General features: G+C 42.0%; 19 protein-coding genes. 11 read left to right on the forward strand and 8 right to left on the reverse strand.

Annotated features, from left to right (window positions below; translation table 11 throughout):
• Positions 1-481 precede the first annotated feature (481 nt).
• Complete coding sequence (locus ACYTXL_RS15145) at positions 482-1,726, reverse strand: diguanylate cyclase domain-containing protein (protein ID WP_461925447.1); 1,245 nt, start codon at positions 1,724-1,726, stop codon at positions 482-484.
• Between the two features lie 541 nt (positions 1,727-2,267).
• The gene (folB, locus tag ACYTXL_RS15150) at positions 2,268-2,636 is read right to left on the reverse strand and encodes a dihydroneopterin aldolase (protein ID WP_461925448.1); all 369 of its coding nucleotides are present in this window, start codon (positions 2,634-2,636) and stop codon (positions 2,268-2,270) included.
• A gap of 129 nt (positions 2,637-2,765) precedes the next feature.
• Here folB and menD point away from each other — a divergent pair, with 129 nt between their 5' ends.
• From menD to ACYTXL_RS15165, 3 genes are all read left to right on the forward strand, one after another.
• Positions 2,766-4,598, forward strand: coding sequence for a 2-succinyl-5-enolpyruvyl-6-hydroxy-3-cyclohexene-1-carboxylic-acid synthase (gene menD, locus ACYTXL_RS15155; RefSeq protein WP_461925449.1), 1,833 nt, complete (start codon positions 2,766-2,768; stop codon positions 4,596-4,598).
• Between the two features lie 228 nt (positions 4,599-4,826).
• Positions 4,827-5,018, forward strand: a complete 192-nt coding sequence (locus ACYTXL_RS15160) for a helix-turn-helix domain-containing protein (RefSeq protein WP_461925490.1) — start codon at positions 4,827-4,829, stop codon at positions 5,016-5,018.
• Positions 4,942-6,312 carry a site-specific DNA-methyltransferase gene (locus tag ACYTXL_RS15165; RefSeq protein ID WP_461925450.1) on the forward strand — a complete coding sequence of 457 codons (1,371 nt, stop codon included), beginning with the start codon at positions 4,942-4,944 and terminating at the stop codon, positions 6,310-6,312. Before ACYTXL_RS15160 ends, ACYTXL_RS15165 begins: the two co-directional genes overlap by 77 nt.
• Here the strand turns inward: ACYTXL_RS15165 and ACYTXL_RS15170 are convergent.
• Together ACYTXL_RS15170 and ald are read right to left on the reverse strand one after the other, a co-directional pair.
• Positions 6,287-7,147 carry a hypothetical protein gene (locus ACYTXL_RS15170; RefSeq protein ID WP_461925451.1) on the reverse strand — a complete coding sequence of 287 codons (861 nt, stop codon included), beginning with the start codon at positions 7,145-7,147 and terminating at the stop codon, positions 6,287-6,289. The two genes, ACYTXL_RS15165 and ACYTXL_RS15170, sit on opposite strands and share 26 nt — an antisense overlap.
• Positions 7,148-7,594: 447 nt before the next feature.
• Positions 7,595-8,683: an alanine dehydrogenase gene (gene ald, locus ACYTXL_RS15175; RefSeq protein WP_461925452.1), complete on the reverse strand. Its 1,089-nt coding sequence runs from the start codon at positions 8,681-8,683 to the stop codon at positions 7,595-7,597.
• Positions 8,684-9,107: 424 nt separating this feature from the next.
• Between ald and ACYTXL_RS15180 the strand changes: the two genes are divergently transcribed.
• The 6 genes from ACYTXL_RS15180 (at position 9,108) to ACYTXL_RS15205 (ending at position 16,012) form a co-directional block, all read left to right on the forward strand.
• Positions 9,108-9,278, forward strand: coding sequence for a hypothetical protein (locus ACYTXL_RS15180; protein ID WP_292800488.1), 171 nt, complete (start codon positions 9,108-9,110; stop codon positions 9,276-9,278).
• 364 nt (positions 9,279-9,642) lie between these two features.
• A complete protein-coding gene (locus ACYTXL_RS15185; RefSeq protein ID WP_461925453.1) occupies positions 9,643-9,936 on the forward strand; it encodes a hypothetical protein in 294 nt (97 codons plus the stop codon).
• Positions 9,937-10,692: 756 nt separating this feature from the next.
• Positions 10,693-11,715, forward strand: coding sequence for a WD40 repeat domain-containing protein (locus ACYTXL_RS15190; RefSeq protein ID WP_461925491.1), 1,023 nt, complete (start codon positions 10,693-10,695; stop codon positions 11,713-11,715).
• A 727-nt stretch (positions 11,716-12,442) separates the two neighbouring features.
• Positions 12,443-13,495: a permease gene (locus ACYTXL_RS15195; RefSeq protein ID WP_461925454.1), complete on the forward strand. Its 1,053-nt coding sequence runs from the start codon at positions 12,443-12,445 to the stop codon at positions 13,493-13,495.
• A gap of 102 nt (positions 13,496-13,597) precedes the next feature.
• Positions 13,598-14,371 (forward strand): TIGR03943 family putative permease subunit, encoded by a 774-nt coding sequence (locus tag ACYTXL_RS15200; RefSeq protein ID WP_461925455.1) that lies wholly within the window; start codon positions 13,598-13,600, stop codon positions 14,369-14,371.
• 141 nt (positions 14,372-14,512) lie between these two features.
• The gene (locus ACYTXL_RS15205; RefSeq protein WP_461925456.1) at positions 14,513-16,012 is read left to right on the forward strand and encodes a TolB-like translocation protein; all 1,500 of its coding nucleotides are present in this window, start codon (positions 14,513-14,515) and stop codon (positions 16,010-16,012) included.
• On the opposite strand, the gene ACYTXL_RS15210 is transcribed toward ACYTXL_RS15205, so the two are convergent.
• Positions 15,991-16,209 carry a hypothetical protein gene (locus ACYTXL_RS15210; protein WP_461925457.1) on the reverse strand — a complete coding sequence of 73 codons (219 nt, stop codon included), beginning with the start codon at positions 16,207-16,209 and terminating at the stop codon, positions 15,991-15,993. The two genes, ACYTXL_RS15205 and ACYTXL_RS15210, sit on opposite strands and share 22 nt — an antisense overlap.
• A gap of 734 nt (positions 16,210-16,943) precedes the next feature.
• Between ACYTXL_RS15210 and ACYTXL_RS15215 the strand changes: the two genes are divergently transcribed.
• Positions 16,944-18,485 carry a hypothetical protein gene (locus tag ACYTXL_RS15215; protein WP_461925458.1) on the forward strand — a complete coding sequence of 514 codons (1,542 nt, stop codon included), beginning with the start codon at positions 16,944-16,946 and terminating at the stop codon, positions 18,483-18,485.
• Between the two features lie 98 nt (positions 18,486-18,583).
• On the opposite strand, the gene ACYTXL_RS15220 is transcribed toward ACYTXL_RS15215, so the two are convergent.
• Complete coding sequence (locus tag ACYTXL_RS15220) at positions 18,584-20,857, reverse strand: NAD(P)/FAD-dependent oxidoreductase (protein WP_461925459.1); 2,274 nt, start codon at positions 20,855-20,857, stop codon at positions 18,584-18,586.
• Positions 20,858-21,017: 160 nt separating this feature from the next.
• Between ACYTXL_RS15220 and ACYTXL_RS15225 the strand changes: the two genes are divergently transcribed.
• Entirely contained in the window at positions 21,018-21,251 is a 234-nt protein-coding gene (locus ACYTXL_RS15225) for a hypothetical protein (RefSeq protein ID WP_334910396.1), read from the forward strand.
• 381 nt (positions 21,252-21,632) lie between these two features.
• On the opposite strand, the gene ACYTXL_RS15230 is transcribed toward ACYTXL_RS15225, so the two are convergent.
• The gene (locus tag ACYTXL_RS15230) at positions 21,633-21,812 is read right to left on the reverse strand and encodes a hypothetical protein (protein WP_461925460.1); all 180 of its coding nucleotides are present in this window, start codon (positions 21,810-21,812) and stop codon (positions 21,633-21,635) included.
• Positions 21,813-21,833: 21 nt separating this feature from the next.
• Entirely contained in the window at positions 21,834-23,582 is a 1,749-nt protein-coding gene (cimA, locus tag ACYTXL_RS15235; protein ID WP_461925461.1) for a citramalate synthase, read from the reverse strand.
• Positions 23,583-23,590: the final 8 nt, after the last annotated feature.

Consider the following 23,590-nt stretch of genomic DNA (forward strand, 5'->3'; position numbering starts at 1 on the left):
ATAATTCGCCTGCAAGCATTTTCTGTTTTTCGGTTTTTTCCATGACAGACTTATCGGGCTTCTCAGTTGTGTAGGATACACATTAGTAGTGGCTAGAGTAGCATATTCCATCCAGTTCAGAACCGCTATAAATCAACCAGGACTTACGCAAACAATAATTTTTACATTGCAAAACACATATAGGACTAGTATTTGATTTTTGAAATGCACGTAGTGGACCCTCTAGGCTAAAATAGTGCATTAGACCTAGACGTAGGTTGGGTGGAGCGGAGCGCAACCCAACTGATTATCAGGATGTTGGCTTTGGCAAAGCCTCCAACGCCACTTGCTACAACGCGGGAAACCCGCGCAATGCAGTGGCTCCCCAACCTACAATTTTTTTGCAACATTACTACCGAGATTTTTTCAGAAATCAAATATGATTCCTATAGTTTGATTTATTCTTGCCGACTTACTTACAGAAATTTTTGCAGATTATTAACTAAAATATGGCATAAGTAGCTTTTCCCTGCCGTTTAGCTCGGTACATAGCAATATCAGCATCCCGTACCAAAGTTGCAGGCTCTTCATAATTTTTAAAATTCCAAGTAATACCAATGCTGGCTGTAGTAGATAATTCATGTCCATTCAGGTTAAGTGGCGATCGCAAGGAGTTTTGAATACGTTTGGCAAAATTGGTGGCGTCGGTAATATCTTTGATATCCTCTAACAGAACAGTAAACTCATCACCACCAAATCGTGCTAGAGTATCGGCACTGCGTAAACACAACTCTAAACGTCTAGCGATCGCAACTAAAAAATCATCCCCTGTTTCATGCCCATAGCGATCGTTAATCTCCTTGAAGCCATCTAAATCTAAAAATAAAACTGCAAAATAATAATCGCTTCTGCGTCTGCTACGTTCAATTGCTTGTGTAAGCCGATCTAAAAATAAAACACGATTTGGTAATGCTGTCAGCCCATCATAAAACGCATTGCGGATTAGTTCCGCTTCTGTCTGCTTGCGTTTGGTGATGTCTTGAAAAACTAAAACCGCGCCAGTAATATTGCCATTTTGATCACGGATGGGTGCAACATTATCCCCAATCGTGATTTCTTTGCCATCTTTGGTAATCAGTGTAGAGTTTTCTGGTAAATTTAAAACTTCACCTGCTTCGATTACATGTATGGCTAAATTTTCAATTGTTTCTCCTCCATCTTTGTCAACTAAGTTAACGACTTCTACTAAATCTTTACCAGACGCTTCACTTTGCTTCCAACCAGTCATTAATTCTGCTATGGGATTCATCATTTGAATACAACCATTTGTATATGTCACAATCACTGCACAGCCCATACTGTTAATAATTGCCTCCAGCCTGTATTTTTCTTCCTCTAATATCTTTTTGCTCTGATGGTTGTACAGAGCCATTTGAATCGCAAAATGTAAATCACTACTTAGATGATTTTGATCCAATGTTTTATATTCTGAACCCTCTGTTAGATATACTACAGGCACATGTAACTCATTCTCGATAATCTCTGCTACCTGCATACATTCAATTTCCTCAGCTAGGCAGATATCAATTAATACTACATGTGGATGAGTTTCTGCTACTTTTTTTATTGTCTCATTACCACACTTAGTTATTTTTAAAACAGAATAACCTAGCTTTTGTAAACTTTTTCTAATATTTGAGGCTGGGATTTTTTGATCTTCAACCAGTAGGATTCTGCGGACGAACATGTTATAATATAGTGTTTGTTTGCTAAGATTCAGATTTTTGTTGTCAGTGTCAACTCAATCTCAAAGTGATTAATATCTCAATCATAAACAATCTCAAACTACCCTGTGTTCTTGTTTAATACAAGTATTAACTAATGATCAAGTAAGGTGTTATTAAGCACCGATAATTTCTGGCTTGGCAAAGCTAATTATGATTAGTGCAGGCAATTAATATCATGTCATCAACATTACATATATAAATTCTCATGTAATTACCAAAAATTAAAAACTGATTTTCACAAATATAAATATACAATAATTTTTCGGGAGGAAAGTCTAAATACGTGACGTGGGTTAGGGGGGATCTTTATACAACTTGATATTTTACAAACATCCTTTTAAATGTTCATCAGCAGCTCAGGTGAAATTTTCGCTTTTTGAGAAAGAGTGGGTGATGAGGGCAATGGCAGGAAAGATTCTCTTTGTAACATCCTTCCTCGCACCACATCAACCCCCTCTTTTCGCTGGTTTATAGATATTGATAAAAAACGCGTTTTGTGATTTAGAGGTTGGACTTACTTTTAGTTAGTTCAATGCTAATTTTGCCACTAAAGTCTGGAATAGGTGCGGCAGGTTTACTAAGAGTGACTTGAACTTGTGTTACACGATTGCATTCTTGGAGAATAGAATCTGCGATCGTTGCTACCAATTTCTCCACCAAAGCAAATTTAGATGTTTTGACCAGATGTTGTATCAAGCTAATGACGCTGCGATAATCTAAAGTGTCTTCGATCGCGTCAGTATTGGCCGCTGTGGAGATATCCAACCATAACTTGACATCCACCTCAAACCATTGCCCTAGCACCTGTTCTTCTCGTAGATATCCAGTGTAGCCATAGCCGCGAATTCCCGTTAAATGAATGCAGTCCATAAGAGTTTGGGAGCAAATTGTGAATTTTGTAGAAAGTGGAACAAGCTTGTTTGGAGATTTTATTTCCCAGATGGATTTTAAATTGAATTTCCCTAGACAAAATCTAAAATTTCAGATTGTTTGATAGCTATGTCTGATTTGATACCGATCGCCTTTAAAAATGTTAATCAACTTTGGGCTTATATTTTAACAGAGACACTAAAGCGCCTGGGATTGACTTGTGCGATCATTTGTCCTGGTTCACGCTCTACACCCTTAGCGATCGCTTTTGCTCAACAAGTACCTGAGATTGAAGCGATTTCCATTCTCGATGAACGTTCCGCCGCCTTTTTTGCTTTGGGACAAGCTCAAGCAACGGGACGCCCTGTGGTACTTGTTTGCACCTCTGGTACAGCAGGAGCAAATTTTTATTCAGCAGTCATTGAAGCCTCATATAGTCGCGTACCACTGTTGATATTAACCACCGATAGACCGCCAGAATTGCGAGATTGTCACTCTGGGCAAACTGTAGATCAATTGAGATTATATGGAAACTACCCAAATTGGCAAACAGAGTTAGCTTTACCCTCCCCCGATATGGGAATGCTAGCTTATCTGCGACAAACGATAATTCATAGCTGGGAAAGAACGCAAACTCCTACAAAGGGGCCAGTACATTTGAATATTCTCTTTCGCGATCCCTTAGCGCCTCTTCCTGATGGAACTGACTTGAGTTATTTACAGTCTCAGCTTCAACCAGAAGACTTTTTCGCAGGAATAACAAACACTACCCCATTCCCGACTCCCCTTCGGCTACGCCCTTCGACTACGCTCAGGACAAGCTCACGGCAAGCCCACTCCCATTCAGTTACGCTTACGGCAAGCCTACTCCCCATACCCCAAGAATGGAAGAAATGCGATCGCGGCATTATTATCGCAGGTGTTGCCCAACCACAGCAACCACAGGAATATTGTAGAGCGATCGCGCACCTTTCCCAAACTCTCCAATGGCCTGTGCTAGCTGAGGGACTCTCCCCAGTCAGAAATTATGCCGAACTCAACCCTTATTTGATTTCCACTTATGACCTGATTTTGCGAAATCAGCAACTAGCAAAGCAGTTAGCGCCCGAAATGGTGATTCAGGTAGGAGAAATGCCTACAAGTAAAGAACTGCGTAACTGGATAGATGCAACCCAACCGCGACGCTGGGTAATTGACAAGAGTGACCAAAACCTTGACCCTTTGCACGGGAGAACGACGCATTTACGGATATCTGTAGAAGACATAAAGGCAGAGGAGAGAAATTTATCTTTTTCCTCAGACTATGGAAAGAAATGGTGTGATGCAGAAGCTAAGGTTAGGTTAGTTGTTGACCAGACGATGGAGAAAATAGATGAAATCATTGAGAGTAAGGCAGCTTGGTTAATTTCTGAGATTTTACCGCCCGGAACGCCTCTGTTTATTTCCAATAGTATGCCTGTGAGGGATGTGGAATATTTCTGGAAACCGAATAATTTAAGAGTGCGATCGCACTTTAACCGGGGTGCAAACGGCATTGATGGCACATTATCCACAGCTTTAGGAATGGCACATCGCCAGCAAAGTAGTGTGATGTTAACCGGAGATTTAGCGTTGTTGCATGACACCAATGGTTTTTTAATCCGCAATAAATTTGTCGGACATCTCACGATTGTTTTAATCAACAATAATGGCGGTGGGATTTTTGAAATGTTACCCATTGCGAAGTTTGATCCACCATTTGAAGAGTTTTTTGGAACTCCCCAGGATATTGATTTTGCTCAGTTGTGCGCTACTTATAATGTACAGCATCAATTGATTACTTCTTGGCAGCATTTGCAGGAAAGATTAAACCCACTTCCAACTACAGGAATTCGAGTTTTAGAGTTGCGGACAAATCGGAAAGCTGATGCTAAGTGGCGACAGGAAAATTTGAGAAACTTTGCCGCCGATATTGAAATTTAACTATCCCATTAGGTGTCGCTGAATAGAAGTATACAAATATAGCGTTTGTGGTATTAAAGTTAAAAGTACTTTACCACAAGCGTTTCAAGTACTGCTGCTGACCCTTGTAAAGTATTAGAATTAGTAGTACAATAACGACTCTAGCGAATTTAGCGACAAATGTGACAAGACGCAGAATATAACAATCATGAGACTGAAGAAGATATTTCATTTTTGACAACTATTGAAGTGGTTAAACTTCTTAGTGTTTACCAAAGAACTGCACAAAGATTGATATCATCAAATAATCTTAAAGCTACAAAAGTATGCCCAAGAATTTGGCGTATCAGAAAAAAAGACTTAGATGAGTTCCTACAAAAGAATAACAGTAGAAAACAAGCAGAAAAAAATATTAACTCAAATGGCAACAGGAATACCTAGTAGAAATAGTGGTAAAAGTAAAAAACAAAATGTAATTCCTTTTCGTCTGGAATATGAAGGTAAAATTCCTATAGAAGATATATTAAAAATTCCGGTAGCCAAGTTACACCGGATAATAAGTGTAGATGAACATCCAAGAAACAGACTAATATATGGAGAAAATTTAAGAGTTCTTAGTTCGTTCTTGAAGGATGATACTATCGCTGGGAAAGTTAGTTTAATTTATATTGACCCCCCCTATGCAACAGGAAGTAGTTTTGAATCTCGTCAAAGAAACCATGCTTACCATGACCTAATGGAAGGTGCGGAATACTTAGAGTTTTTACGTCAACGACTGGTTTTATTAAGAGAAATTTTATCAGAGGAAGGCTCTATTTATATACATTTAGATGACAAGATGGCTTCTGCTGTCAAAATTATAATGGATGAAATTTTTGGTTCTAAAAACTTTCGCAATTGGATTACTAGGAAAAAATGTAACCCAAAAAACTATACACGTAAACAGTACGGGAACACCGCTGACTACATTTTATTTTACACAAAAACAGATAATTATATATGGAATCAGCCTTTTAACCCTTGGACTGAAACTACTGCAAAGAAAGAGTATCAATATGTTGAAAAGGAGACTGGAAGAGTTTATAAGAAAGTTCCTGTTCATGCACCAGGTGTAAGAAAAGGCGCAACAGGTAAACCCTGGAGAGGAATGCTACCTCCTCCAGGTAAACACTGGCAATATACTCCAGAAACTTTAGACGAAATGGATGCACGCGGAGAGATTTACTGGTCTCCAACAGGGAACCCAAGAAGAAAAGTTTATTTAGACAATAGTCAGGGTATTTCAGTCCAAGATATTTGGCTTGATTTCAAGGATGCTCACAATCAAAATATTAAAATTACTGGCTATCCAACAGAAAAAAATCCAGATATGATCAAACAAATAATTCTAGCATCGTCTAATGAGGGAGATATTGTTTTAGATGCATTCGCTGGAAGTGGAACTACTGCTGCTATAGCTGAAGAGTTAGGTAGAAAATGGATAGCTATTGATAATTCACAACTTGCTATAGCTACAATAGTTCAGCGTTTAGTTAAAGGAACAGAAGTAATGGGTGACTTCATTAACGGAAATAGCTCTGCTAAATATGAGCAAAAATGCTTAATAGGTATAAATCGAATTTTACGAAGCGGTCTAGATTTATATATTGAAGAAACACCAGAATTGGAGTTTATCTCTGATACTGTAATAGATGATTGGGATAGCAAACTCAACTTTCAAGCCAATCTTGTGTAAATCTCTCATCAAGCATTTTCAGGGTGCATACCATTATTTTGCCAGTACCATAGCTTTCAACACGAGCGTAATCATTCCACATAGATCCTAGTAGTAATCCTGGACCATCATTCAAATAAAATACTTTTAAAGCCACTTTATAGGTATCAGCATATTTGAGAATATCAGTTGCTTTATCTCGATTCCCACCAGTTCGATCATCTTCTTGAGAACCTCCTCTATCAGAGTCATAACGAGCAAATCCAACTACCAATGGAGTTCCATCTAATCGAGATATAAAAATATCTGCTGGAGTTTGAGCTTCCCAATTAGCCAAAACCTTATCAAGCATTACATCTTTTCCAGCACGAACTGGCCCCTGAATTATATAGTTTTTACCAAATACTCTGTCAAACCATAAGAAAAACGCTTCTGTCAAGTCATAGCCTTTTTGCCCCCGTTTACTCTGTTCTAAAAGAAGAGCCATCAAAGTTTCATCGGGTACAGGACGACTTTTCAAATTTCTTCTAACCTCTTCCAAGCTACGAAATCTATCACCAAAATCGTTAATTATACTGGGAATATTACGTTTTTTCTTGGTCATTTCTACTGTCGTATTTGGAGAAACATACCTCCGAAATACTCTAAGAAGTTGAATACGTAAAGGATCAGGCTCTTTTGTAGTAATTTCGAGTAGATTTGCAGAGCTTGTTGCTTCGTCTACCAATTCTATGAAACGCTCCAAAACTTTCTCGTAGAGCATTTTAGCTTCATCTAAAGAATCTGGGTAGAATGGTGAGTCGAATATGGTAATCCACCTAGATGCAGTTACTTTGTAGCTACTGAATGAAATCAAAGGACAATCTCCATTGCCATAATCGATACAATTTTTTAAGTATAAACTACATGACTCTATAAAAAAAGTTCCTCAGCAATTTTACTGGCAAATAGATTCGCCCAGCTAGTCCAAAAGATTCGTTTCAATCCCTAATAGGGATTTTGGGAAATTGCAATTTTTGATTTTGCCACTGCCTACGGTGGCACTGAAGGTTTCAATCCTTAATAGGGATTTTGCGAAATTGCAATTCTTAGCACAAGATGCAAATCGCTGAAACATAGTTCCCATAAGGTGCGCGGATGGTTTAAAAGTAACATTGCCCTCAAAGTCTTGTATAGATGGAGAACAATTTTTTGCCCCTTCTCATTTTGTACACCTACCCATCCGCGCATTTGGCAAGAAAATTAGTCTGATTGCCGATCGCTATCTCTATTAAAATAAGCGATCGCCTAATACTTGCACACCTTATACTAAATCAGGGAATACCAGTTGCACAGCAGGATGTACTAAGCGATGATTCTGCACATTCACACCCCTAGCTAATGCTGGGTTAACTTCCAGTGCCAAAATTCCCAAATTCGCCAACTGGACAACATAAGGTAATGTACTATTATTGAGTGCCTGGGTTGCTGTCCAAGGTACTGCTCCTGGCATATTGGGAACACCATAATGCACCACACCCTCTTCAACATATACCGGATTTGTGTGGGATGTAGGATGTAAGGTTTCTATGCAACCGCCTTGGTCAACAGCAACATCAACGATTACAGAACCAGGACGCATTTGTTTGACCAATTGGCGCGATACTAGTATTGGTGCCCTACGTCCCAGTACTAACACTGCACCAATGAGCAAATCGGCTTCAGTGACTGCGGCTTCAATATGGGCAGAGTTGCTGTAAAGCAATTCGACTCTAGAGCCAAAGAGGGTTTCTAAGTAAGATAAGCGCTCGACACTTACATCTAAAATTTGCACGATCGCACCCACGCCCACAGCAATTTTAGCTGCTTCTGTGCCAACAACGCCACCACCTAAAATTACTACTTTTCCTGGTTTGACTCCAGGTACACCACCCAAAAGAACACCTCTACCACCTTGCTGACGTTCTAGGAATCTTGCCCCAAATTGTACTGCTAGCCGACCGGCAATCACGCTCATCGGGGTAAGCAAGGGTAGTTTGTTAGCACCAGGTTGTTCTACGGTTTCGTAGGCGATCGCACAAGTGCCACAATCAATTAAATGCTCTGTCAATTTGCGATCGGCTGCTAAATGTAAATAAGTAAATAATATCTGCCCTTTCTGCAAAAATTTATACTCAGATGTCAGAGGCTCTTTGACTTTAACAACCAATTCCCGATTCCAAGCCGTTTCTGATGTGGGGACAATTTCGGCTCCAGCACTTCTGTAGTCGTCATCTGAGAATCCAGCACCATTACCTGCTTGCGTCTGGACAAAGATGCTATGACCATTTTCTCGTAGCACGCGCACACTCGAAGGACTTAACCCTACCCGAAACTCTTGATCCTTATTTTCCTTGGGAACGCCGATTTCCATATACCGCCTCTGATAATTTTTTTGTTTAACTGTAGCCTGCCAAGCTCAAGCTTGCTACTTCCGTCTTGCTACTTCCGTATTAGAGATAGCTAATCTCTGTCCTAAGTTTGTTAATTTAATCTGAGTAGCCCCAAACTCTTACCCTTGACTATTACCCCAGTATTTATACAATATATAAAGAATAGTAACAATTTATTAAAAGAGCGATTGTATAGCTCCCTACTAAGAAGCTTTTGCTGAATTTCTCAAGTCATCTTGGCATTCAAGCACTGCAATCAGCTCATCAGCTACCAAGTGTAGGGTAAAGGTTAAAAAGAAAAGAACGAGTCTATTCTTTTAAACTTTACCGCTTATCTCCATTTTCCCAGGCTTCTGCCAGAAGTCTGATATCAATTCCCGTTTGCCGAAAAAAGGTTTCTTAAAAATGACACAACCACAACCAACGATTACACCTAAACTAGAGGAGCCTAAGTTTGGCTTTAATGAATATGCTGAACGCTTGAATGGTCGAGCCGCAATGATTGGGTTCGCTTTGACGGTGGTGATTGAATATGTCAGCAATCAAGGGGTGCTATCATGGCTAGGTCTGAAGTAGTGCCACCAACAAGCACAAGGTAGAAGTTGTAAGCTAGTAGTTAAAAGAGTTTCAACCAGCTGGAACAACCAGTTGGTTTTGACTTTAACAATTGATAGCGAAGTACTTTGCCCTAGATACTTTAATTAGGCTTATTCGTAAATTATTGCCCTAGAATGTAAGCAAGAGAGGAATCGAAATAGCTATTAGTGATCGAAATATTATAGACTTGCAACTACTATATGCAAGGCGATTAATGACTACACTTCCTCCCCTACTAAAGAAAATCATAATTAGTGTCTGCCTTCGATAAAAAAGGCAAATTATGGGTGAGCTATTCTTGATAAATATACACCAAAGGTGAACTGGAACCAACCAAGCTGTGATGAATGCTCTATTACCTCGTTTTTTGAAGTCAACCTACCGAAAAGAGCCACTAATCAGTGTATTGATGACGATGGGCGTTATGGATGCTCTGATTGGCGGATTCAATGATAAGTGGTCGTTGTTCGCTTTTGGTTTGGGAACGACAGGGATAGCGCTAGCCTTTAAATTGTGGCGTTTCCAACAGCGTCGTCCTCTACCAGAGGAGCCTGTAGTGCAACATTATTTGCCCTCTCGTTCTTCTAGTCCGCCTTTGCCAATGTTAAGTGTTTCTAAGAAAAAACCACGTCTTTAAAAAGCGCAGAGTTATTACAAGTTTCCCGGTAGGCGTAAAGCTCAGTCACAAAGCGTGCTGAGATACAAGCGACTCGTGCGGTTTTAACCGCATTGAATCTTTTTCCGATAAAATAGTGTTAGTGGAAGGGTAATCAACCACTTTAAAAACCCGATTGCTACCTAACACGTAGACTCTGAACCTTCTCCCAAGGGGAGACGCTAACGCGAAGACAATTAAATCTATGCGGTTCTACTGCATTGTTCTAGTTTCCTCCTAGCAGTAGGTAAAAGATTTATAGGGGCTAGACGACTCAGAATTTTGAAACAAATTGTTTCAATTAAACAGGACTTGCACGGCAGTTGCAACAATCTTTGGCTCGCCGCCCAACGCACTGCTGGACTCAATGCAACTAGGGTAGGGCATACCCAAAGTTAACGCTTGGGGAGAATCCCACCTCTGATCTAGATGACGCAAGGACTTCTTCGTTAAGTGGTTTCGTTGAACCAAGAATCTCAGTGGCTTTAGCCCTGAGAGTGTCAATTAAGTAGAACGGCGTTAATAATTAAAGGTTTGTAGTAAGCGGCTCTAGCCCCACTTTGAGAGCTAAAGCCCTCTCTACGAGCCAAATTCTTTTTTTTTAACATTACTTAGCATACTTTTATTTATTCTCGCCTACTTACTTAAATAACTCTGCAAAATGGATTGTGATAACCGGATATATAAAAGTGAGGAAAAAGAGTGAGTAGTGAGGGTAATTTTCTGCGGCGGTATATTATGCTGGGATTTATCGCAACTGTTGCCCTTCCAGTAACTACCTGGGAAGGGTTTTACATTCATCAGGCTCATGCTGCCATTGAAATAACGCCAAACTCCCAAACTAGCAACAGCTTTGCTAATAATGCCCAACTACTTTACACACTCAAAGGACATAACGGAACTGTTAAATCCCTCGCTTTTAGTCCAGATAGCAAAATTCTTGTGAGTGGAGGTGCAGAAAACGAGGGTGTAATTCGCCTGTGGAATCCAGTAAACGGCAAAAATTTGGGGAATATTACCAAAGCACACAATGCAGCCGTAGAATCTTTATTAATTTCCCCAGATGGGCAAACCCTCGCTAGCTGTAGTGATGATAATAGGATTAACCTCTGGAGCCTGAAAAATTTAAAATTTAGCCGCTCTTTTGTCGGACATACCAGTAATGTATTATCTTTAGCGGTATCTCCTGATAGTAAAGTTCTCATCAGTGGAGGTTTGGATGGGATTCGTCTGTGGGATTTGCTACAGCAACGCCCACTTGGTACTCTCGTAAGTTTTGATAATTTGATTTATACCCTAGCGATTAGTCCTGATGGACAGACCTTGGCTAGTGGTGACAATAAGGGTGTAATCAAGCTGTGGAATTTGACTACTGGTAAATTAATCAGTGAATTTGTAGCTCATTCTAATGCTGTTAGCGCTGTCATCTTTACACCCGATGGACAAACATTAGTTACTGCTAGCCGCGATCGCACCATAAAACTGTGGAATATTAATACTGGAGAATTAGTCCGCACCCTCATAGGACATAATAACTGGGTGAATGCGATCGCCATTAATCCCGATGGAGAAACCCTTGCTAGTGCCGGTAGAGATGGGATTAAACTGTGGAATTTAACTACAGGGGAGTTAATAAATACACTGAGTGGACATACAGACTGGGTAAGTGCGATCGCTTTTAGTCCAAATGGTAAAATTCTTGCCAGTGGTGGATTTGATCAAAAAATCAAGATTTGGGGGATTCCACTCAAACGTAAGTAATAGCGAACTGAATGACTTGTGATCAAAAGTGCGTAGTTTACCGCCGTAGGTCTTACCCTGAGCCTGTCGAAGGGCATCGCCTCACAATAAGCTAATCAGCATTTAAATTACATAATTAGGGCGGGCAAGATGCCCACCCCACAAGAGTTATCTAAAAAATTTACATTGCGTAACATAGTTTAATTTATTCTTGCCGACGTACTTATCAGCATTTCCCGTATTTGCTAAAATTTGGTTTTGCCTTTTTAGAGTTGTTATAGTAAAAAATCAACCAAAGCTCAGATCAAATTTTGCCAAAAATAGCCAAAATTAAAGATGCTAGCAACCAACAGCGATGTCTACAAGGGGCTACGCCGACGCCAAATGTTGCATAAGTGTGAATACTTGATGAAAATACAGCCGAGCTAATATCTGATCCAGCAAATTACTGTAAGTATAAACATAGCTAATTTAAAATCATCTATGCAGCTATTTGCCCTCTAGAATCGGAACAATTTCTGAACTTGGACAATCTTAGAAATGGTCATCGTCAGTAAATGCACTCAGGTAAAAATCACTATCTCGGCTGAAGCAAAGGTTTACAGCCCTTGAGTGTTATTTGCAAGGTATGATAACTTGCTACTTAAATGATGTTTAATTTTCCCGAACTGTTTTTGATCCCCATTTAGATAGAATGAATGACTAGGCAGAACCCTAAAACTCAAAACCGCTTTTGACTGCGACGCTCATGAATCAATTGAACAATGGTTTTACGCTATTTCTAAGTCTGCTAGTCGAGGCGATGCCTTTTTTGCTTCTTGGGGTTTTACTCTCCAGTTTGCTGCTGTTTTTTGTTAATGAGCGCAAATTAGTAGAAAAAATGCCCAAAAATCCGCTGCTGGGTGCTTTAGTTGGCAGCATGATCGGCTTTTTATTTCCGGTGTGTGAGTGCGGGAATGTACCGGTAGCGCGGCGATTCCTGATTCAGGGAGTACCCACACCAGTCGCAATTGGTTTTTTGCTAGGAGCGCCAACAATTAACCCAGTTGTAATTTGGTCAACTTGGACAGCATTTCGAGATCAGCCAGAAATAGTGGTCTTACGAGTCGTATTTTCGCTAGCAATTGCCACAATTATCGGATATGTTTTCAGTTTTCAAAAGGACTTAAATCCCATAGTCCAACCTGCGATCGCTCGTTATATGAAGTTTAATCCACCCGCGCAGCCTGAAACCAAACGCCGTGGTAAACCTTACCAAGTAGAACAGGAAGCAATGGTACCGAATATCTTGCAATCTGGGACTTATATCTTAGGAGGAAAAGCAGGTATACCTCTGCGGATAGATGCTAATTTGATACCGCCAACCTCAAACTCTACTTCCAATAAACCGCTTGCAGATAAACTGCGCCTAGTTGTGGATAATAGCATCCAAGAATTCCGAGAACTGGGCGGAATCATGGTTTTAGGAAGTGCGATCGCTGCTACTATTCAAATCCTCGCTCCTCGTGAATTAATTCTCAGTTTGGGTGCTGGGCCGATTACCTCAATTGTGGTCATGTTGATATTAGCAGTAGTGGTGTCAATTTGTTCTACAGTTGATTCTTTCTTTGCCCTATCTTTTGCCTCAACCTTTAGCAGTGGTTCATTGTTAGCATTTCTAGTCTTTGGGCCAATGATTGACATCAAAGGCATTGGTTTGATGTTATCCATTTTTAAACCCAAAACTGTTTTTTACTTATTTGCTTTAGCAGCACAATTAACATTTGTTTTCACCCTTTTCCTGAACTTGCACGTCCTTTAAAAAATTATTTGTCATTTGTCCAAAGTCCAATTGTTAACGACCAATACTTCTCTATGAGAGGCTGCGCCAACGACAAGGCTGAGTACAAGTGACTAATGACCAATGAATAATAAAAATCCCAAATCTAAAATCCGAAATCTGTTACTCCCTTGGCTGGATGCTATAGCAATTACAGCTTGGGGCGTTTTGATGTTGAGATATTGGCTAACTAACAAGCTGAACCTGTTGATTCACCCAAATTACATTTGGTTCGTAGTCCTGACTGGTATCAGCTTGATCATTATTGGTTTTTTCAAGATGCAGGAACTTTGGCAACAGCGTCCCCGTGATGTGACGCCAAACTCCCCGCATATTAGTTTATTTCCCCCTGGTTGGGGCAGTGCTTTATTATTGACGACAGCGATTCTAGGTTTTATCATTACACCGCAAGTTTTTGCGAGTGATAAAGCACTCCAAAGGGGTGTGACGGCTGATTTATTGGGAAGCACACGCGTCAAACCCCAAGCTTTTCGGGCTAGTGTTCGTCCAGAAGAGCGATCGCTTGTAGACTGGGTACGCACTGTTAATGTCTATCCTGAGCCAGATACATATACAGGTCAAAAAGTCAAGGTGCAAGGATTTGTCATCCACCCGGCGGATCTAGGAAAAGAATATTTGTTTTTAGCACGATTTGTCTTAACTTGCTGTGCCGCAGATGCTTACCCTGTGGGCTTGCCCGTCAAACTACAAGATAATCAAGAGCGTTACTCTGCTGATAGTTGGCTGGAAGTCGAAGGACAAATGGTAACAGAAAATTTGGCAGGTAAACGCCAACTTACAATTGCCGCTACCTCTTTCAAAAAGATTCCTCAACCAGAGAATCCTTATAGTTATTAGTCATTTGTCCTTTGTTGATGACTAACGACCAATACTTCTCTTCTTAGGCTGCACTTCGGCAAGGCTCAGTGACCACGCCAAGGGCTTCTCTACCAGACGCTACGCGAACGCTCAGTACAAGTGCCCAATGCCCCATAACAAATGATTAAATCTAAAGCATTTATCCAACCACTGGATCGGATAGCGATCGCACTAATGCTACTGTTGAGTGTGCTGATTGGGTTAATTCTATTGCAAGGTGATGTGGTGACTGCTCGTGTCCGGGAATTTACTTGGCAAAATCAACAAATTGGGGCAGAAGATAACTCCTTCACCTTCACCTTCAGCCGCCCAATGGAAATAAAAAGCGTAGAGGATAACTTAAAAATTGAGCCACCCCTAGCAGGCAAATTCAGTTGGGCAGGGCGGCGGATGGTTTATACACTGGTGACACCAGCACCCTATGGCACCAATTATAAAGTGGAGTTACAGGGAGCTAAAGATAAGTTTGCGGAGCAAGAAGGCAAAAATCGGCTGATACAGCCCTTTGTTGGTAGCTTCCGCACACGCGATCGCGTCATCCTTTACATCGGAACCGATCAAGAAGAACAGGGGCGGTTAGTTCTTTACAATTTGACTCAAGAGCAAAAAAGGATACTTACCCCTAAAGACTTGATAGTAATTGACTTTGAGTCATTTCCAGATGGGGAGAAAATTTTATTTTCTGCTCGCGCTGCAAATAACCAAGACTTACTTTCAGCCCAACTCTACACAGTGACAACAGGCGTTTCTGGTAAATCTGGAAAAGAAGCAGAAGCAGGAGGCAAAGTTGACCTGACTTTAGATAGTAAAGATTATCAAAACCTAAAATTTGACTTATCACCCGATGGGCAAACTATTGTCATCCAACGAGGAAACAAAACTAATCCCGGCGACTTTGGACTATGGTTTATGCCAGCAACCAGTGACGGTTCAGGAGAAAAAACCGCCCCGAAACGCCTAAAAAGCCAACCGGGGGGAGACTTTATGATTACACCAGATAGTAAAGCCGTAGCAGTTGCCCAAGGACAGGGAGCAGCGATTTTACCACTGCAAGATGATGCCAGTAAACCCCTAGATTTTCTGCCGCAGTTTGGTTTGGTACAGGCTTTCTCCAAAGATGGCTCTCAAGCAGCGATGGTAAAGTTTAATACAGATTACACGCGAGATTTATTTTTGGTGACAAACCAAGGTGTGCAGAAACAGCTATTAAAAACTACAGGCTCAATTCTCAGCTGCCAATTTGACATCGCCTCACCCACCCTCTACTGCTTGCTAACACAGCTAGTATCCAAGGAACAATACATAGAACAGCCTTATGTGGTGGCAATTGACTTGAAAACCGGGCAGCAGAAACCACTACTAGTACTGCCTCCCGCTCAACGGAATGTGCAAATGACTTTATCTGCTGACGGTTTGGGCTTATTATTTGACCAAGTAGTACCGCAGACAAACCCGACAGCATCATTACCGGCAAACACTTTGAAAACTGATGATGGAGATGCGATCGCTACCAGTAGCCTATGGTTGATGCCTCTGTTACCCATCGCTGATGCTGCGACTGTTGAAATTAGACCAGAAAAACTCCCGTTAGCCGGATTTCATCCCCGGTGGCTACCTTGAGAGAATAATTCGTAAGTCGATTTCGGAAGGTGAGTTAAGGTGGAGACACCAAAACTTGAGTTGAACCTAATGGAGTTCAGTTCCATCCTTACGGAGCGATACGCCATACCTTCAATAGAGGCAATATCTAGCCTATCAGCATTGGGATGAGGATTAATACTGTTGATTTTGACAACTTCAACTTTAAAAATACTCATAGCTCACCTCTTTTGAAAAAAATAGATTTTAGAAAAACTCTAAATTTACAGCAGAATTTAGAATTCAGGAGCGGAGCCGGAGACACTCCGCCGAGGCGTCAGAATTCAGAAGTAAAACAGGCTTTATATCTGGGTTTGAGACTTAGCTTGTGTACTTCATCAACTTGAAATCTGCTGTAATACACAGTATGGGCGCACAGCTAGCTGTGCATAGGTATCATCTATACTACAAATATAATACAAGAATGTCAGTTTGAGAAAATATTCGCGATCGCTCAAGATTACAGAATTATCATCGAATAGTAGATACTTGTACTGGTATCTATCCTTAGTAATAAATGAGTCAGTATAAAAACGTATTGAAGAAGAAATTTTTAATTACAATCTTCAGACAGATGCGATTATAAATAATAAACTATATAATTATGCAGTTTTTTCATCTAGAAAAACTTCATCAGCCAATACAGTTTAGTTTTTAAGTATCGCGTTTCTCCTCTCCCCCTTGTCTCCCACCCTGCGGGAAGCTAAAGCTACATCAGAATTCCTCTTCTTGACGGGGAAGAGGATCATAGTGTTATAACGGCATCAGTCTAAATCCAAAATATTGATGATTAATTGCTGGTGCTTGGAGAGAGTTAAACTTAGCTTTTAGAGCAAATGCTGATTAGACACAGTTGATAAGCAATGCTAATGCCAGCACTGCTAAATATTTTTAAGCAGGTGGGTCAAGAGTGATGAATGAAGCTGACACCTCAAACAAGAGGGCTGTGATCGAATCCCTAAATTCTGCTAATTCGCCACAATCAGAGCAGGCGAGTTGCCCGTTTTACGCAGTTGTGCCTAATGACAATATGACAGTTAGAAAACTGCCACTCCTCATGCCAGCTGAAGATAAACAATTTTCACAAGATACCACTCAGCAGGACTGGGTTGCAGAGCCGGAAAGCGGCAAACAAGCACTTATTGACTCAGAATTTCAGAACCTGCTGGCATTGAATGAAGAATTGCGTGCGGCTAACAATAACTTGTATGGACAAGTGGAGCAGCTAAAAGATAACTTAGCTGAGTCTGAAAAGGTTTTGCAATGGCAAAAAACGCGTTCGAGCGTTAGTGAGTCGATGCTCAACCAACATACTCAGGAACTGGCTGCGGCTCAAGAGCAGATAAAATCCCTATTTCAACAATTAGAAACTGCTGTACAAACTGTTCAACGCCAGGAACTTTTTATTGATAGTTATAAAGCACAGCTACAAATTAGCCAACAACGCCTCGCCCAGTTAGAGCGAGAATGTACGTTGCTACACACTAACAGCAACGAACAGTCTCAGCAGCTATTGCAATCAGAAAATGCTTGTCGGGAGTTACGTACTAGACTGATGCGACAACAACGCCAGACGCTGCAATTTAAAGCAGCTCTGGAAAAATGTCTAGATCCACCCCGGACTACCTATGACTCTCTAGAGGATACTGCAAAACATCCCAAAGACATAACCAGTGGACAAGGAAGATTCTCTAAAAAAGCTCGGTCTTTGTTTCCTAACGCCCAGCCAATTCAACCTTGGTCAACAGAATCAGAATCCTTAACTGATGATCTAGATAATTCTTGGGGCGAACCCTCAACACCAGTCCCATTTCAAAGAAATGAAGCCACTCCGACAGCATCATCTTCTTGGAACTGGTCAGTTAAGAAAGACACGCCAACGCCAGCACAACCGGGACCCTCTCCAGAAATTGATGATTCCCCAGATACACCAGAAGCTGTTTCACCTTTGGGTTCATCAAATTTAGATCAGCAATTAGATAGTCTAATCCAAATGTTTTTCACCTCCCAGGCTGCATCTGCATCACCACCGCCGGGAGCGAAAACGGATGTAGATAGTAATCCGCCTATCTGGGAGACTTTAGCAACAATCTTAGAAGACGATGAGGAGCTAGAAAATCCACAGGAGGAGGAGTTGGAGGTAGAAATTAATCGCCTTGCAACTACCTCCACTTCTGGAACGATAGATTCTGAGCTTTCACCAGCCAATAATTTAGCAGTTTCCTCTACTTCACCTCACACCGAGACGCCTGTTGAAGACACTGAAGACTATTGGTCAGAAGTTTCACAATTGACACAGTTAGAATTGTCGGCGATTGATTTTTCCCCAGAGTCATCAGGTGATAACACCGATGATGCCAATTCACCCTCACCAGTGGTTTATCCCCAGCGTCCACCCAAGGGGCGTAAGTCATTGGCATCTGTGGAATTGCCGAATTTTCGCCCCAAGAGTTAGGAGTTGGGAGTTGGGAGTTGGGAGAGATTAATCGCGTCTGTACAGGAGTTTGGAGTTAAGTCTCAACTGATTAATGCCCAATGCCCAATGCCCAATGACTAATTAAGAATCCTTGCTTCTGACTTCGGAATTATGGCTTCTGGGTTGGCTTTTGCTACTTGAGCGCGCGATCGCGGTTTCCCTGTGGCGATCGCATAATTAATCGTCAATAGCCACAGCCATAATCCCGGATTCCGGGGTTCCAGCCAAAAACCTATCTGGCTCAAGAAGCGGCCAAACCACGGACTCAGCAAAGCACTAACCAAGGCATGACGACCGAAGTTTAAATAACTACCAAGCCATCTGAGTAAATCCCTTGGTCCAGCAAGTTGCCAAATCCATAAAAGCAAGGCGGGATTTTTGCTAGCTGCTTTCAGTGCTAGGCGGTTAAAAGTTAACCAATCACACCGATCTTTGATGAAGTTATCTGCCACCTCAACAGGTTCGTCTGCTAACAGCCCAAAAAAGGTATTGAGCATGGAGTTAATCCGTTGCGGTGGTAAAAATTTCCCTGTGGGCACCATCATGCCTTTGGAAAATAGCCAAGTTACTGAAACGTTGCTTTGGTAAGCGCGAATTTGGTTCAAATGTCGGAAACTCAACAAGTCATGTTTGAGAGCAGTATCCAGTAGCGTTGTCAAGCGCTCTAAGTTGCGAACTAGGGAACCAAAACCGGTGAAGACGAGGGGAGACTGGAGTGATGCAGCATCACCGATCGCAATCAATCGATCAAAGGCAACTGTGCGATCGCTACTCCCCACACTAAAATGCCCCGGTATATACCCAAATGTCGGCTTCTTCCACACCAATTTGTCCATATCGCACCGGCGATACTCTGGCAAAATCGTGAAAAAGTCCTCGTACATTTCCAGCAAGGAACCGGGATTTTCAGCGTTGACTTCATGGTAATGAAATAAATAAATCGTCAGTTCATCATTTGCTCCCGGAAACAGTTCCCAAATCAACTGCCTTCCCCGCGAAATATCCCCATGACTGTAAAGAACGTCTCCATATTGGGAATCCCACACCCCCGGCTCAAATCCGCTCTCAATTACCGCTCCCACTGTCGGACATACACTATCAAAAGCCCGACCACCATTTAATTGCCAAGCGATGGGTGATGCAGTTCCCATTGCATCTATTAGTAGTCGTCCACTTACTTGCTTCTCGCTTTGACTGGGTAAGTGCTTGACTTTCAAAAGTACTTGTGATATATCAATATCTGCACGGATGAACTCTGTTTCATCCCAGATTTCACCGCCTGCCGCTTGCAGTTTTTGCCCACACATTTGGAGCCATTTTTCGGAATCTAAACCCAAATTTAGGACTGTGGGTGTGTGGAGGACGGGCGATCGCAGTTTGGCTGGATTATTGGCATCAAAAAACTTATTGAATCCGTCTTTGTATTCCCTAGCAATGATGGTTTCTAACTCAGCGGGGGTGACTAAACCCAAATTAACCAAGCTTTGAATCTCATCGCGAGAAATATTCCATTCTCGGTTCATCCGCCCAAAGGGCATTCGTTCTATAAGCAGAACTTTATATCCCAGTTTTGCCATCAGTGCCGCATGAATCGCGCCTAGTGCGCCACCGATATAGATGATGTCGTATTGGGCATGGGGCACTTGTACTGAGCGTTGTGGTTGGCGCAGCCTCTCGTAGAGAAGTATTGGGCATTGGGCACTTGTACTGAGCGTTGTGGTTGGCGCAGCCTCTCGTAGAGAAGTATTGGGCATTGGGAATGGGGTATTGGTTATTTCCCCCCTGCTTCCACTTGGGTAAAGCTCAGTGACCACCTGCTCCCCTGCTCCTCTCACATAGGAAAACACGACTTGACGCGGCTGCTGCGGATTGCGTACCCCTTCGCGCCATCTTTGTTCCCACCAGTAGGCACGCGTTAGGTCATATTCACCGTTGGGCATTTTCTGAAAATATTTGACGGTAAGGGGGTAAACAGAGCCTAGTGCTGCAAAAATCGATTGTTGGGATAAATCAATCACTGGCGGTTCTGGGTAATGATGCGGAAAACGGCTTCTGATTTCCTTGGTCAGGCGTTGCAAAATTTGTCCCTCGCTGGGAAAGGCTTGTTCTGCCCAACGAAACACTTTTAGATAGGTAGTTCGTTGCACCGACCAGACAAATACTGAAAGTTCCGCAGGCAAGTTTTCGGCAATAGTCCCAGTAGCAGTTGTAGTTGCAGTGGGTATTTTGAGGCGAAAGCCTTCCGAGGTAAGCACTTTTTCTCCATTTCCGGGTTCAAAATCTGTTTGTAACCAGCTACGCACAGTTGCTATATCCGAAGTTGGAACTTCTAAATAAAGGATTTCTCTCATGGTTTCCTGACATCTCCCATCAATCTACTCACTAAGACAGATTTTATGAAGGCACAAAGTAAGGTAAACTCCGCCCTATTAGTTTCGTAAAGATTCAGTGAAGAAATTTTAAGAGTTTGTCAAAGTTATTGTTCATTTTCTATTTCTGTAAACCTACGCCATGAATTATCCCATTCCAGAGAGTCCCCAGGAAATTGTTGCCCTGCGACAAAAGCCGATTGATGAAGAACTAGTTGCCAGTGCGATCGCTGGAGTTATTAAAATTGTCCGCGCTCAGGGTCAATCTTTGGAAGAATTAACCGCTCAGTTGCTAGCAGATGATCCACTGCTGGATCAGCAACAACGTCGCTGGTTGAGCCAATTAGTTGCCCAATCGTGGGAAAAGTTCTCCTAAAACCTTTTAGATGATCAAGTTTTTGTCGCAGCATGAGATTTCTGGGTCTGCACCTACGATATTAGCGATGCCTGCGGCGGGCTGCGCCTACGCATTTTCGGTATAGGAGTAATAATAATTGTCAGTATGGGATTGTAATTGGCTTATTATTTTTGCATTCATGGCACAGAAGCCACTAAATTAACCATATCAGTACTAGGCACTAGTTAGGAAAAAAGCAAAAGGTAAAAGTCATTACTTTTACCAATTTTGAATTGACTGGCAATCTCATCTCGTCAAACGTGATAAATCGAATGACAACCCAATCCAGCCAGCCGCCACTCAGGATACTGCCTGAGAGAAGCACGGCATGTCTTCTCAAATTATGGTCAACCAAAAAATTCACGTCCGAGATTCAAACTTGGCTTTTGCGGCTTGAAGTTTTGCTCGAACAGCTTCTTGACCAGGTTTTGGTGGTTGGGCTGCAAGTCGGGCAATGAGATCACGATTTTTTTCTTCGTAGTATTGCCGAAGCTCTTCAGCTTCCTTGAGAAGCATTTGATACTCGGCGTAAAATCTCATCACACCACATAACGTTTTTTGTCAACCATAAGCTTTGAAAGCCGCTTCTGCTTGGGAGTGTAACAACAAACCGTATTCCAATCCCTCCACCACAGCTTGATAGGAAGCCGCCAAAATATTGGTAGAAACCCCTACAGTTGTCCAGCGTTCACGACCATTACCTGATTCAACCAATACACGGGTTTTCGCCGCAGTACCCGTATGTCCGTTCAGAATTCGCACTTTGTAATCTGTCAAATCAAAGGTTGCTATTTGGGGATAAAAGTTCACCAAAGCCTTGCGTAAAGCTGCATCCAAAGCTGCCACTGGCCCGTTACCTTCCGCCGCCTCCAAAATATTTTTCCCGTCAACAGCGATTTTAACAGTAGCTAGGGCGTTGCTAATTTCTTTCCCCTCAATCAAATCACAGTGGACTTGAAAACCTTTGACTTCAAAAAACTGCTGGCGATCTCCCAAAGCTTCGTGCATCAACAATACAAAACTTGCCTCTGCTGCTTCAAATTGAAATCCTTCACTCTCCAAATCTTTGAGGCGCTGGAGAATTTCCCTCGCTTCTGCCTTTTGCTGATCGAGTTCAATCCCAAAACTACGGGCTTTAGCTAAAACATTGCTGAGTCCAGACTGTTCTGAAATCACGATGCGGCGAGAATTCCCGACTTGTTCCGGTTGAATGTGTTCGTAAGTTAGGGGATTACGTTCCACAGCTGATACATGAATACCGCCCTTGTGGGCAAAAGCCGAACGTCCCACAAAAGCGGCGTGTTCATCTGGCGTGAGATTGACTACCTCACTGACAAAACGACTAGCTTCTGTAAGTTGTGTGAGCTGGTCTTCTGTGATACAACTGTAACCCGCCTTCAGTTGTAAATTGGGAATTAACGAACAGAGGTTAGCATTACCGCAACGTTCACCATAACCGTTAATTGTCCCCTGTACCATCTTTGCCCCTGCCATCACGGCGGCTATTGCATTAGCAACCGCCATTTCCGAATCGTTATGAGTATGAATTCCAATTTTAGGAATTGTTCCCGAAGTTCTGAGCGTCGGCTTCCGGCGATCAGACTTCTCTCTTTGGCCATCGTCCTTGGTCATTGGTTCTTGACAAATGACGCCAGTTGCTTCAACGGAGGGAACTTCCGCAACGCACTGGCTCACTAATGACAAATAACTATTGACATCTTGAACAATTTGGCTAATTTCGTGAGGTAAAGTCCCACCATTGGTATCACAGAGGACTAGCCATTCAGCACCAGATGCGATCGCAGCCTCTAATGTCTGTAAAGCATAATCTCGATTGTGCTTATAACCATCAAACCAATGTTCGGCATCGTAGATAATCCGACGCCCTTGAGAACGGAGATACTCAATTGTGTCGCAAATCATCGCCAAATTTTCTTCTAATGTCGTTTTGAGTCCGGTTGTGACATGTAAATCCCAAGACTTGCCAAAAATCGTTACCCAGCGAGTTCCCGCAGCCAAAATATCCTGTAGCATCGGTTCAGTTGCGGCAGTGGTATTGGGGCGTCGAGTTGAACAGAAAGCCACAACTTCAGCTTGTTTGAGCGGATTTTTTTGGAGTTGCCAGAAAAATTCTACATCCTTGGGATTAGCACCAGGCCAACCACCTTCAATAAAGGGAATTCCTAGTTGATCGAGTCTCTTGGCAATGCGTAACTTATCTTCTATCGATACTGATAGCCCCTCGCGCTGAGTGCCATCCCGTAGTGTAGTGTCATAGAGCCAAAGTTGAGATGAGGAATTTGTGGTCATAAAACTGG

Source organism: Nostoc sp., from assembly GCF_054880495.1.